Here is a 12,409-nt window from a genome sequence, read left to right on the forward strand (position 1 = left end):
TACGACAGAGTGGATTCGAACAACCGATTTCTGCATGGGCATAGAGAGTGGGTAGCGCGCTAACCAATTGAGTTATGGCTTAACGATTAATAGGAATAGGTTAATTATATTTATTAAGAGGGGGAGAATAGTTTTGGTACGACTGAGTGGATTCGAACCACCGACCTCTACCATGTCAAGGTAGCGCTCTAACCAACTGAGCTACAGTCGTACAAAGAGTATCTTAATTATATTTATTCAGAGGGAAGAATAAATTTGGTACGACCGAGTGGATTCGAACCACCGACCTCTACCATGTCAAGGTAGCGCTCTAACCAACTGAGCTACGGTCGTATTACCTAATTAAGATGCGATAAATTTAATTATCAGCGGCCGCTAATATATAGCGTGGTGAGTGGTGAATCAAGCAAGTTTGTTGCTTTTACGTTTATTTGCCGTTTTTTTATTCATATTGGGCTGATTTCACACGTTTTATAAAAGTTTTGCCACCAGGTAACGTGTTTTTTGGCTGAGCCTTTAAGCTGGTTTAGTAGATTGTTTTGTGAATCCAGCGCTATCAAAGTATTTATTTGCTTATTTGTAATGGCTTGGTCAAACCACAGTTGGTTATACAAAGGTAAAAGTGTTTCAAGGTAGCCTGCTAAATTAGCCTGATAAGGCTGTATTTCTTTAAGGAAATACTTTTGAAACACGTTACTGACGATAGTGGCTACTTTTTTATTTTTTCCTGCTGGGCATATTTCATCAATGGATTGCGATTCAATAAATTGCGTGGCTGAATTATTAAACGCTATTTGCAGCCGTGCAGAATAAATGAGTAATTGGTTAAAACGGTACTTATTCAGCTGCTCTAACGCGTTAAAAATGTCTGCGGAGTTAATTTTTAAGTAGTGTTTATTGAGTATGTGTTGTTTTATGAGTGCAAGCTGCTGCATGGCCGCTACCGTGTCGCTAAACCCTGCAGGGGAAGCAGAAAGCTCTGCGCTGCTAGCTTGCCACGTGTTTTTTAGCTCAAATTCGTTATACAACATTAAATTAAAGTAGTGGTTTAGTGTTTGCTCTTTATGTGTTTTTGCTTTTAACAAGGTTTTATAAACTGCTGAGTCAGGCTCAAGCGTGCTTAAGCACTGCTGTGCATTTTGCACAAACTCTATTTGATACTTTAAAACACCGGCATGTCCGGCCGTTTTACCAAGCTGATTGTTGTGCTCACTAATAAGTAAGCTGAGCTTACAATGGCTTAAGCTTGCAAGTTCAATCAAGCTAATGGTAGTGCTGTTTGAAAGCGTGTTAGGGGGTAAAAGCGGGCTAATAGCTTCAGGTTTACTTAAACCGGGGGCTTGGGTTTCAAGGGTATTACTTAAGCGTACTATGTATGTTTGATAACTGTGGCTGGGCGCTTTTGAACACCCAGCAAGCACAGCGCAACACACAGCTAATAAACAACTTAACCATGTTTTGCTTGGTATTAATGTTAGTGCTTTTTTATACAAATGGCGCCTGCTTTAATCGCTTATTAACGGTGAACATAAGCCATACAGCAGCAACGGTTAAACCAAAAATAATACCTATCCAAAAACCGTGCGGCCCCATGGCGGGCACAATTAAATCTGTTCTTCCCAATACGTAGCCTAAAGCAAAACCGATTAACCAGTAAGATATAAACGTTATATACGATATAGGCTGCGTATGTTTTAAACCTCTTAAAATGCCGTTCGCAGCGACTTGAAGTGCATCAGGTATTTGATAAATACATGCCAAAATCATAATTGAGGTCGCTAATGCAATAACGGCTGGGCTGTCGGTGTATAGTTGGCTTATTAAATCGCGGCCAATAAAGGTTATAAAAGCTAAAAATAACGCAATAGCAATGGCTAATATGTAGCTGGTTGATATAGCAGTTTTTAATTGGCTTAAATGGTTTTGACCAAATAAATTACCAATACGAATACTAATGGCGATAGATAAGCTCAGTGGCATCATAAATAATAACGCGGTCACGCTTCCCGCAATTTGATGGCCCGACACAGCAACAGCACCTAAGTGTGCAATAAATAAAGGTATACACGCAAATAGCGTAATTTCAAAAAAAGTGGCCAATGAAATGGGTATACCTAATTTCGTAATAATCCCAATGGTTTTAATATTGGGCTTTTCAAAATTTGCCAGCAGGGCTTTTGCATCAATTTTTTTACTAAACTGGCAATATGTCACTTGTGCAACAGCCATTACAGTTAGTACCAATGCCGTAGCAATGCCACAACCAGCGCCGCCGTAGGCTGGTAAGCCAAATAAACCATTTATAAAAATATAGTTAGCCGGAATATTAACGCCAAGGCCCAGCAAGCTGATATAAAAAGCGGGTTTTGTCATCCCCATACCTTCGGTCATATTTCGATAAACGGTAAAAATTAAAAAACCAAAGGCTCCCCATTTCACAAAATGGATATAGTCATAAGCAAGGCTTGCGATAGCGGGGGTTGTATCGAGTTTTAAAATCACTATATCGGCTATGTTGGCTATACCAAAACCAATTGCGCTTAAAATAGCGGTTAAATACAGAGCTTGCTGAAAATAATGGCTAATACCTTTTTTATCATTAGCGCCCGCAAATTGGGCAATAATACCGGTTAACGCGAGCAAAATACCTTGCAGCGCCAGTAATAACGGGTTCCATATACCGGTTGCAATCGACAGCGCAGCTAAATCTGTTGGGCTTACTTGGCCTGCCATAATGGTGTCGACTACCGACATTAAAACGAGTGTTACTTGTGCTAAAAATACAGGTACGGCAAGGGTGATTAAACGTTTGGCTTCCCAGCTACTAAAGGTCATAAAAACAGCTATTTGATAAAACAGGGCGCAATTGTAATCGATTGTGTTTCAAATAAAAATCACTGTAGTGAATGATTTTACGAGTTGATACGTTAAACTAGCACTTTGTAATAATTTTAAGTGATTTTATGTTTACAGGAATCGTTCAAACTCAAGCTACTGTTGTATCTACCACGCATACCGAAGGGGTTTTACGTTTGGTTGTATCGGTAGGTGATGAATACGTTAAACATTTAGATTTAGGCGCGAGCATTGCAATTAATGGCTGTTGTTTAACAGTGGTTAAAGTTGAATTAAGTAACCACGATGTAGTGGCACAAGTACATTTTGATGTAATTGATGAAACACTATTACTAACGAATTTAGGCAAGCTTGCACTAGGTAGCTTAGTTAATTATGAGCGCTCAGTAACCTTTGGTACTGAATTAGGTGGGCATATTGTGTCGGGGCACATACACTGCACTGCCCAAATCGGGCAAATAGTTAAGCAACAAAATAACTGTAAAATTCAGTTAAGCTTACCTACTAAATGGCAAAAGTATGTTTTGTACAAAGGCTTTGTAGCAATAAATGGCGCAAGTTTAACCGTGGGCGAAATTGACGAGCAGGGGTTTTGGTTACACCTGATCCCCGAAACACTGGCCATTACAAATTTAGGTAACGCTCAAGTGGGTGATGAACTAAATATAGAAGTTGATCAGCAAACTTATACCATTATTAACACGGTAGAAAATTACTTACGCCACCAAGGCTAAAAAATTTGTTCATCGTCGCTGTCTATGTGTAACTCTAATTTTTTATAAGCATGGTCTATGTGCATGTTTAAATGAATAGGGTTACAACAGGCACTGCATTCTTCTACGTAGTCTTGATCCCCCATACTTGCGTCAATGTCTAGGTGTATGTGGTTGCCACAGTGTGGGCACGTGATACGTTGTGATAAAAAATCTTTCATAATCACTCCAATAGTACCAAGGTAAGAATTAACTTATTGATACACATTAATTAAGTTGTGCAGTTATACTAGCAACAACTTGATGGCTCAAAACTGAACTAAACAACAAGGTATTGAGCCTAAATAACATCCTTTTTAAATATAGTGCTGAAGCAACGATTATGACAGTTATTTTACGCCTTATGAGGCGTTATTATTTAAAGCGATAGCAGCTCATCAATATGCTGCTTAGCCTGAGTAAGGTAGTGCCCTGCAAATATATTTGCGTGATTTAAAATAGGGTAAAGTTGGTATATAGCTTTGCGCTTTTTATAGTTTTCGCTTAATGGGTATTGCGCGTTATAGGCGTTATAAAAATCATCAGGTAAGGGGGCAAATAGCTCGCTCATTGCAATATCTACCTCGCGGTCTCCGTAATAACATGCGGGGTTAAATAAGGTCGGTACATTTTTAATAAAGCCCATATTTCCTCGCCAAAAGTCGCCATGTACTAAAGAGGGCTCCACAATATGGCTGTGCAATTGCTCTTTTACCAAATTAATTAATAGCTCATGCTCTACAAGTTGAATGCCTTTTTCGGCTAATAGTTGCAGTTGCCAGCCTATGCGCTCTTCTGCGTAAAATAAGTCCCATTTTTTATGCCACTGGTTTGGTTGCACGGTGGTGGCTAGGTAATTATCTACATCAAAGCCAAACATTGCTTGGTCGTGCTTTTGGTGCAGCATAGCCAGTTGTTTACCCATATCGTGCCAATGCGTATGGGGCTGTTTATCAAGTACTAACCATTCAAGTACAATAAACGAAAATTCAATATTAGCACCTGTTACAATACAGTCGGGCACCATAAAAACACTATTTTGGGTGAGCTGCTTAAGTCCTATCGCTTCGCTTTCTAGGCGATCTAGTTCGCTTTTAAGGGCAATTTTAACCAGGTAATTGTGTTTTCCATCGGTGAGTTGATAGAGTTTATCGGTATTTGTACTTTGCAGCTGACGTTTGTAAGTATGTTTAAAGTCATAATGAATGGCTTGGCTAATGTGCTCGTTTACTGTTTTCCACATATCAATTGCTCGCCTTTTAAACAGATACTTAAACTATGGCAAAAAAGTATTAATTTAACAAACTAATCGTTGTAAAATTAACGATATAAAAAATGCTAATGGAGTAACAATGAACAAAAGTTTTATCACCAATTTGCTTGCTGTCTTGTGTGTAGTTATAGGCTACTTTTTTAACCACGCTATTGTGTTATCGGTGGGGTTATTTGCGCTATCTGGTGCTGTCACAAACTTATTGGCTGTTCATATGTTATTTGAAAAAGTACCTTTGTTATATGGCTCGGGTGTTATTGCTCTAAAATTTGAAAGTTTTAAAGTGGCCATTCGTAATTTAATTTTGACTGAGTTTTTCTCTGAGCAAAAAATTAATAACCTACTTAGCAAAGCACAACCTAATATCGCCTTTGAGGGCATTATTACTAAGGTTGATTTAAACCCTGCATTCGACAACCTACTTCAAGTAATAGAGCAATCACAGTTTGGCAGTATGTTAGGTATGTTTGGTGGCACAGCGGCTATAGAGCCAATGCGAGAAAAGTTTATTGAAAAAATGCAGCTATCACTTGCGCAAATTAGCCAAACAGACGATTTTAAAGCGCTAGTAAACGATACGTTATCGCAAGGGAATAGCGCACAAAGCTTACATGCTACGGTACTTAAATTAGTTGATGAGCGTTTAAATGAACTCACTCCAAAAATGGTTAAAGACATTATTCAAACTATGATACGTGAGCATTTAGGTTGGCTAGTAGTATGGGGCGGTGTGTTTGGCGGTTTATTTGGCTTAATTGCGGCCATTATTTAATAACTAAGCCTGCTTACAAAGCAGGCTTAATTTTGTGTTAACGCCATACTATTTTGGCCCTGTGATGATTACTTTTTCTGGGTTGTACGATTTAGCTAAGTCTTTAATTGAAGTGCGAGTACTGGTATCAATATTTAAATAATTTGCGCTTTTATCAAGATTATACAAAGTAACAAAGTCGCCCATTGATAAGTTATTACAGTGCAGCTTTTTGCTCATTACCGCTTTGCTTATATTTAAATCCCGTGACGCTTTACGTACTACGTACGATTTATTAGCTGCAACAGCCATACAAGCCTGTGTACCTGGCGATGAATCGGCCGCGACAAATTGGGTGGCTAATGCTGGTTTTGCAATTAGTAAAGTTGCGCCTAGTACCATAGTTGTGCATAAAGTAGCTTTTAACGTGTTCATAATTAGTCCTCATTGTTTGTGGTTCAGCTTTATTATTGAGCGATTTAAACTAAAAAGCTGTTAACCAAACGCAACAAGGTGTAAGCAGGTATGTTTAAAAATACACACTTAAGCTAGGTGACTGAATTTAAGCCCTAATAAATGTGTTTTTTGACACACTTAGGCAAAATTATTTTATAGCTACTGACATATTTTCTCAGCCTGCTATTATCGCCCCCATTATTTACGCGCTTAATTTTTAGGAGAACCAGTGAGCAAAACGTTAGCCAGCTATTACCAGCAAGCGTATGCCTGCGAGCACAAGCATTTTAACCAATGTTTTTATTGTGGATGCGAAGCCACAGAGCGCGATCATTGCCCGCCGTTACATATGCTACAGAGCATTATTGATTTAGGCGAAGAGGCCGACTTTGTCTCTATTGCCGCGTGTTATGAGTGCCATGCCTTATTACATAATGAAAGGCTAATGACGATAGATGAGCGTTTTACAAAACTTAAAAAAAAGCTCTCTAATAAGTACGCTAAGGCGCTGCGTGTTTATAACATGTGGGAAGAAAACGAATTAAGCGAAATGAGTGACGAATTTGCGCACAGCATTCAAGCGGGTATGAAATTAGGTAAAGAGGCATCTGAGCGTTTAGCGTTTACAGGCTTTACATATGCCACCGAAGAAGCCCGCGTGACCGTACGCGAAAAAACCAAAGAGTTTGATGTAGAAGGGAGCGTTTTTACCGACTTTAAAGAGGCATTAAATTACTGTATTAACGTACTTAAAGTTCATAAAAGTGACTTTTATAAAATATTGGTAGAGGATTATAACGGCGACTTTAATAGAGCACTTAGCCAGTATCGTCATCGCCATGATAAAGTAACAGCAGCAAGCGATGGCAATACATTAATTAAGGATTTTGCTAAGCAACATAAGCAAAACTCAGACTTTGTAACTCGCACCGTAAAACACTTTATAAACAAAGACCCATCGCTTACAACCGAAGGCGCGCTTGAAAAACTGTATAACAATTATATAAAAAAATAATTACAGCCGTTTAACTCATTTAATCGCTTTTTTACCTGTTTTTTTAGCTTTATTACGCCGCTTTAGCTAAAGTAGCAAAAAAACAGGAGAACCTAACAACATGCAAAAATTTGCTCCCTCATTGTTAGCAGTTGGTTTAGCTGCTGCCCTTGTTGGCTGCCAAGAAAACGGCCCACAAGATGCAAAAATCACCATCAATAAAAACCCATACCCAAGCACCTACACACCGCTTGCAAGTAAAAGCACATTAATTACCAATGCAACAGTACTTACTGGCACTGGCGAGCGCTTAGATGACGCCGATGTGTTACTTGTTGATGGTAAAGTACAACAAGTAGGTAAAGACTTATCGGCTAATGCAGATGCAACCATTGATGCACAGGGAAAATGGGTTACCCCAGGTATTATTGACGTACATTCTCATTTAGGTGCTTACCCAAGCCCATCAGTTGAGTCTCATCAAGACGGAAACGAAATGACCAGCCCAAATACTGCTGAGGTGTGGGTAGAGCATTCTGTATGGCCTCAAGATCCTGGCTTTAACCGCGCGCGCGAAGGCGGTATTACTTCACTACAAATTTTACCAGGCTCAGCTAACTTATTTGGTGGCCGTGGCGTAACACTTAAAAACATTCCTGCGCATACCATGCAAGCAATGAAATTCCCTGATGCGCCTAATGGTTTAAAAATGGCCTGTGGTGAAAACCCAAAACGCGTATATGGTCGCCAAGGTACTTTGCCTTCAACCCGTATGGGTAACATGGCCGGTTACCGTATGGCATGGGCAGAAGCACAAGAGTACAAACGTGCATGGGATAAGTACGACGCCGATTACGAAGCAGGTTTAAACCCAGAAGCACCAGTTCGCGATATTAAGCACGATACTCTTCGCGCGGTAATTGAAGGTGAAGTGTTAATTCATAATCACTGTTATAAAGCTGAAGAAATGGCGATGATGATCGACCTTTCAAAAGAATTTGGCTATCACGCAGGTACGTTCCATCACGGTGTAGAAGCTTATAAAATTGCAGGTTTATTAGCTGAAAATGGTTCGTGTGCTGCACTTTGGCCAGATTGGTGGGGCTTTAAAATGGAAGCCTACGACATGGTTCAAGAAAACGTAGCTATTGTTGATGCGGTAAAAAATTCGTGTGCCATTGTGCATTCTGACTCAGACACCACTATTCAGCGCTTAAACCAAGAAGCGGGTAAAGTAATGTACCGTGCAAACGAAAATGGGTTTGATATTTCGGAGCAGCACGCGATTAAGTGGATCACCTCAAACGCGGCTAAATCATTAGGTATTGAAGATAAAACTGGTTCGCTTGAAGCAGGTAAACAAGGCGATGTGGTTATTTGGAACCAAAACCCATTTAGCGTTTACGCAAAAGCTGAACAAGTATTTATTGATGGCGCAAAAGTTTACGATAGAAACGATAGCGCATTTCAAGCACAAAGTGATTTTATGTTAGGCCAACAATAAGGAGCCCAGAATGAAAAATTTATCACGTTCGTTTTCGCTATCTCTGGTTGCTGCCGGACTATTAGCCTCAGGTGCAGCCAATGCACAATCGCTTGCTATTATTAATGCCACGCTGCATACGGCAACCGAGCAAGGCGTTTTAGAAAACGCCAGCATTGTTATGGATAACGGTAAAATTACCGCTATTAATCCACAGCAAGTACAAGCAGATAAAGTTATTGATGCAAATGGGCAAATTGTAACCCCAGGTTTTATTGCTAGCATTAATCAACTTGGCTTAGTGGAAGTAAGTGCAGTTGCAGGCTCACGCGATGCAGGCGAAGAAAAAGCAGGCATTGATTTTGATGTAAGCCTTGCTTATAACGCTCACTCAAGCCTTATCCCGTATGCACGTAAAGGCGGTGTAACCCGCGATGTAATTACCCCGCATGGTGGCGATAGTATTTTTTCGGGCTTAGCAAGCGTTGTTGATTTAAGCGGTGATTTACAAGGCGACATACAAAAACAAGCTGCATTAGTGGTTTATTTAGGTGAGCGCAGTAAGGGCTCGCGCGCATTTACATTGCAAACGCTAATTAATAAGCTTGAAGAGCACCAAACAAAAGCAGCTAAAAAGCCTAAAAAAGACGACGACAGCACCCCAAGTACTGAAGATAAAGTAATGGTTAAAGTACTTAGCGGCGATATGCCACTTGTAGTGGGTGTATCTCGTGCGGCTGATATTATTGAGCTACTTAAAGTTAAAGAGCAATTTGGTATTAATTTAGTGCTCAATGGTGCACAAGATGCTGTTGTTGTTAAAGAGCAGATTGCTAAAGCGCAAGTACCAGTAATTATGAGTGCTATGGATAGCTTACCTTCAAGCTTTGACTCTTTACATGCCAGTTTAGATAACGCAGCCGCGCTTGAAAAAGCTGGGGTAAAAGTTATTTTAACTGTGGGCGGCGATGCCAGCCATAATATTTACCAGCTTCGTTTTGATGCCGGTAATGCAGTTTCGTACGGCATGAGCCAGCAAGGTGCACTTAATGCTGTTACATCCAATGTAGCCGACGTATTTGGCATAAATGCAGGTAGCCTTGAAGTAGGTAAAGCTGCCGATGTGGTTGTATGGAGTAACGACCCATTTGAGCTAAGTAGCCATGTAAGTAAAATGATTATTAACGGTGAAGAAGTATCTACGCAGTCGCGCCAAGATAAACTGCGTGAGCGTTACACTACAGATTCAACAATGCCGCGTGCATATACAAAATAATTAATATAGCTTTAATTATCCAAAATTCAGGTTAATTATTAAAGGCCGCTACTTTAAAGTTAAAGTAGCGGCCTTTTTATATAAAATAAAGACACAAAAAAACCGCTTACTTTAAACGTAAGCGGTTTTCTAATTTAATCTAAAATTATACTAATTTAGATAAAATTTCGTTAAATGTTGCACTTGGGCGCATTGCTTTAAACGCTGCATCATCATTTGGTTGGAAGTAACCACCAATATCCATTGAAGGACCTTGTGCATCGTTAAGCTCGCTTACGATTTGCTCTTTTTGCGTTTCTAAATCGCTCGCAATTTGTGTAAATTGCGCTTTAAGCTCGCTGTCTTCGTCTTGCTTTGCCAGCTCTTGTGCCCAGAATAAAGATAAGAAGAAGTGAGAACCACGGTTATCAATTTCTTTTACTTTACGTGAAGGCGACTTGTTTTCAGCTAAGAACGTACCTGTTGCTTTATCTAGTGTGTCAGCAAGTACTTGTGCTTTTTTGTTGCCTGCATTCACGCTTAGGTGCTCAAGCGAAGCCGCTAGTGCTAAAAACTCGCCTAACGAATCCCAACGTAAGTGGTTTTCTTTTTCGAACTGTTGAACATGCTTAGGTGCTGAACCACCTGCGCCAGTTTCAAATAAGCCACCACCGTTCATTAGTGGCACAATAGAAAGCATTTTAGCACTGGTACCCAGCTCTAAAATTGGGAATAAATCTGTTAGGTAGTCACGTAATACGTTACCCGTTACAGAGATAGTGTCTTTACCTTCTTTAATACGCGCTAATGAGAACAAAGTTGCTTCAAGCGGTGCTAAAATTTGAATGTCTAGGCCATCAGTATCGTGATCTGGTAAGTATTTGTTTACCTTTTTAATTAGCTCTGCATCGTGAGCACGGTTTTCATCTAACCAGAAAATAGCAGGTACGCCCGTCGCACGTGCGCGGTTTACAGCAAGCTTAACCCAATCTTGGATTGGTGCGTCTTTAACCTGACACATTCTCCAAATATCGCCTTGCTCAACAGTGTGCTCAAGTAATGTTGTGCCATTTGCATCAACAACACGAATAGAACCATCCGCTTTTGCTTCAAACGTTTTATCGTGAGAACCGTATTCTTCTGCTTTTTGAGCCATTAGGCCTACGTTTGGTACGCTACCCATAGTGGTAGGATCGAACGCGCCGTTTTCTTTACAAAAATCAATTGTAGCTTGGTAAACGCTTGAGTAGCTACGATCTGGGATCACAAAGCTAGTGTCTTGTAGTTTACCGTCGTTGTTCCACATTTGACCGCTTGAACGAATAGCAGCAGGCATAGACGCATCAATGATCACATCGCTTGGAACGTGTAAGTTAGTAATGCCACGGTCAGAATCAACCATTGCAATAGCAGGACGCTCAGCGTAAACCGCTTGAATGTCTGCTTCAATTTCTTCGCGCTTAGCATCATCTAATGTTTGAATTTTAGAATAAACGTCGCCTAAACCGTTATTTACATCAACACCTAACTCTTCAAAAAGCTCGCCGTGTTTAGCAAATACGTCTTTGTAGAAAACTTTTACCGCGTGACCAAAAATAATAGGGTCAGATACTTTCATCATTGTCGCTTTCATGTGAAGCGAAAATAATACGCCTTTTTCTTTAGCTGCATCAATTTCTGCTGCTAAAAACGCTTGTAGTTTAGCTGCGCTAATGCGCGATGCATCAATTACTTCGCCAGCAATTAGCGGCGTGCTTTGTTTAAGTACAGTTACATCGCCATTAGTCGCTACGTGCTCAATACGTACATCAGTTGCTGCATCAACAGTGACAGATTGCTCAGAACCAAAGAAGTCACCTTCGCTCATGCTCGCAACGTATGATTGTGAGTCTTTGCTCCACGCACCCATTGAATGAGGGTTATTGCGTGCATATTCTTTAACGGAACCTGGTGCACGACGATCTGAATTACCTTCACGCAATACTGGGTTTACAGCACTGCCTTTAATTTTGTCGTAAGTGGCTTTAATTTTAGCTTCTTCATCATTTTTAGGCTCAGCAGGGTACTCTGGTAGTGCGTAGCCTTTTTCTTGAAGCTCTTTAATGACAGCGCGTAATTGCGGTACAGACGCACTGATGTTTGGTAATTTGATGATGTTTGCTTCTGGTGTTTTTGCAAGTTCGCCAAGCTCTGCAAGCGCATCGCCGATGCGTTGCTCTTCAGTAAGGTAATCAGCGAAGTTTGCAATTACACGACCTGCTAATGAGATATCGCGAGTTTCAACTTCAACACCTGCCGCATTTGTATAGGCTTGGATAATTGGTAGCAACGAGTAGGTTGCTAGCGCCGGAGCTTCGTCCGTTTTAGTGTAGATAATTTTTGATGTCATCATCATTCCTAGATAGTAGGCCGCAGTGGCCGTATTCAACAATGCAAAGAAACTCATTAGCGCATGGTTGCGTTAACAAGCAGTTTGTTAGGTGTCGGTACTCTTAATATGCCAAAAGGCAGAATAGTCACACCTGACTAACTGATTTTTATAGGTTGCAAAGTACACGTATTTTAGCCGCGTAAAAGCATAAGCTAAAA

General features: G+C 40.3%; 11 protein-coding genes and 2 tRNA genes. 5 read left to right on the top strand and 8 right to left on the bottom strand.

Features of this window, described 5'->3' with window-relative positions; translation table 11 throughout:
• Window positions 1-134: 134 nt before the first annotated feature.
• The 4 genes from PSH54_RS13290 to PSH54_RS13305 form a co-directional block, all read right to left on the bottom strand.
• Window positions 135-211, bottom strand: a tRNA-Val gene (locus tag PSH54_RS13290).
• 45 nt (window positions 212-256) lie between these two features.
• Window positions 257-333, bottom strand: a tRNA-Val gene (locus tag PSH54_RS13295).
• A 113-nt stretch (window positions 334-446) separates the two neighbouring features.
• The gene (locus tag PSH54_RS13300) at window positions 447-1,493 is read right to left on the bottom strand and encodes a DUF3080 family protein (protein ID WP_273606316.1); all 1,047 of its coding nucleotides are present in this window, start codon (window positions 1,491-1,493) and stop codon (window positions 447-449) included.
• The gene (locus PSH54_RS13305; RefSeq protein ID WP_273606317.1) at window positions 1,486-2,835 is read right to left on the bottom strand and encodes an MATE family efflux transporter; all 1,350 of its coding nucleotides are present in this window, start codon (window positions 2,833-2,835) and stop codon (window positions 1,486-1,488) included. The genes PSH54_RS13300 and PSH54_RS13305 overlap by 8 nt, the downstream gene beginning before the upstream one ends.
• A gap of 128 nt (window positions 2,836-2,963) precedes the next feature.
• Between PSH54_RS13305 and PSH54_RS13310 the strand changes: the two genes are divergently transcribed.
• Entirely contained in the window at window positions 2,964-3,590 is a 627-nt protein-coding gene (locus PSH54_RS13310; protein WP_024033478.1) for a riboflavin synthase, read from the top strand.
• On the opposite strand, the gene PSH54_RS13315 is transcribed toward PSH54_RS13310, so the two are convergent.
• Window positions 3,587-3,790: a CPXCG motif-containing cysteine-rich protein gene (locus PSH54_RS13315; RefSeq protein WP_273606318.1), complete on the bottom strand. Its 204-nt coding sequence runs from the start codon at window positions 3,788-3,790 to the stop codon at window positions 3,587-3,589. The genes PSH54_RS13310 and PSH54_RS13315 overlap by 4 nt on opposite strands.
• Window positions 3,791-3,987: 197 nt before the next feature.
• Complete coding sequence (locus tag PSH54_RS13320) at window positions 3,988-4,851, bottom strand: fructosamine kinase family protein (protein ID WP_273586853.1); 864 nt, start codon at window positions 4,849-4,851, stop codon at window positions 3,988-3,990.
• Window positions 4,852-4,960: 109 nt separating this feature from the next.
• Between PSH54_RS13320 and PSH54_RS13325 the strand changes: the two genes are divergently transcribed.
• Entirely contained in the window at window positions 4,961-5,653 is a 693-nt protein-coding gene (locus PSH54_RS13325) for a DUF445 domain-containing protein (protein ID WP_273606319.1), read from the top strand.
• 48 nt (window positions 5,654-5,701) lie between these two features.
• Here PSH54_RS13325 and PSH54_RS13330 read toward each other — a convergent pair whose 3' ends face one another.
• The gene (locus PSH54_RS13330) at window positions 5,702-6,067 is read right to left on the bottom strand and encodes a DUF3718 domain-containing protein (protein ID WP_054982616.1); all 366 of its coding nucleotides are present in this window, start codon (window positions 6,065-6,067) and stop codon (window positions 5,702-5,704) included.
• A 250-nt stretch (window positions 6,068-6,317) separates the two neighbouring features.
• Between PSH54_RS13330 and PSH54_RS13335 the strand changes: the two genes are divergently transcribed.
• From PSH54_RS13335 to PSH54_RS13345, 3 genes are all read left to right on the top strand, one after another.
• On the top strand, window positions 6,318-7,103 hold the full coding sequence (locus PSH54_RS13335) for a hypothetical protein (protein WP_248442165.1): 786 nt from the start codon (window positions 6,318-6,320) through the stop codon (window positions 7,101-7,103).
• Between the two features lie 100 nt (window positions 7,104-7,203).
• A complete protein-coding gene (locus PSH54_RS13340; protein WP_273606320.1) occupies window positions 7,204-8,586 on the top strand; it encodes an amidohydrolase in 1,383 nt (460 codons plus the stop codon).
• Between the two features lie 10 nt (window positions 8,587-8,596).
• The gene (locus tag PSH54_RS13345) at window positions 8,597-9,841 is read left to right on the top strand and encodes an amidohydrolase family protein (protein ID WP_096739533.1); all 1,245 of its coding nucleotides are present in this window, start codon (window positions 8,597-8,599) and stop codon (window positions 9,839-9,841) included.
• A 145-nt stretch (window positions 9,842-9,986) separates the two neighbouring features.
• Here PSH54_RS13345 and PSH54_RS13350 read toward each other — a convergent pair whose 3' ends face one another.
• A complete protein-coding gene (locus PSH54_RS13350) occupies window positions 9,987-12,209 on the bottom strand; it encodes an NADP-dependent isocitrate dehydrogenase (RefSeq protein ID WP_273606321.1) in 2,223 nt (740 codons plus the stop codon).
• Window positions 12,210-12,409: the final 200 nt, after the last annotated feature.

The organism is Pseudoalteromonas sp. Angola-30, assembly GCF_028599215.1.
In the GTDB taxonomy this organism is placed as follows: Bacteria; Pseudomonadota; Gammaproteobacteria; order Enterobacterales; family Alteromonadaceae; genus Pseudoalteromonas; species Pseudoalteromonas atlantica.

Bases quoted from the DNA above. Each gene is read 5' to 3' on its own strand.
- PSH54_RS13345 (WP_096739533.1), top strand. From the start codon at position 8,597: ATGAAAAATTTATCACGTTCGTTTTCGCTATCTCTGGTTGCTGCCGGA.
- PSH54_RS13305 (WP_273606317.1), bottom strand. From the start codon at position 2,835: ATGACCTTTAGTAGCTGGGAAGCCAAACGTTTAATCACCCTTGCCGTA.
- PSH54_RS13350 (WP_273606321.1), bottom strand. From the start codon at position 12,209: ATGACATCAAAAATTATCTACACTAAAACGGACGAAGCTCCGGCGCTA.
- PSH54_RS13330 (WP_054982616.1), bottom strand. From the start codon at position 6,067: ATGAACACGTTAAAAGCTACTTTATGCACAACTATGGTACTAGGCGCA.
- PSH54_RS13310 (WP_024033478.1), top strand. From the start codon at position 2,964: ATGTTTACAGGAATCGTTCAAACTCAAGCTACTGTTGTATCTACCACG.
- PSH54_RS13340 (WP_273606320.1), top strand. From the start codon at position 7,204: ATGCAAAAATTTGCTCCCTCATTGTTAGCAGTTGGTTTAGCTGCTGCC.
- PSH54_RS13325 (WP_273606319.1), top strand. From the start codon at position 4,961: ATGAACAAAAGTTTTATCACCAATTTGCTTGCTGTCTTGTGTGTAGTT.
- PSH54_RS13320 (WP_273586853.1), bottom strand. From the start codon at position 4,851: ATGTGGAAAACAGTAAACGAGCACATTAGCCAAGCCATTCATTATGAC.
- PSH54_RS13315 (WP_273606318.1), bottom strand. From the start codon at position 3,790: ATGAAAGATTTTTTATCACAACGTATCACGTGCCCACACTGTGGCAAC.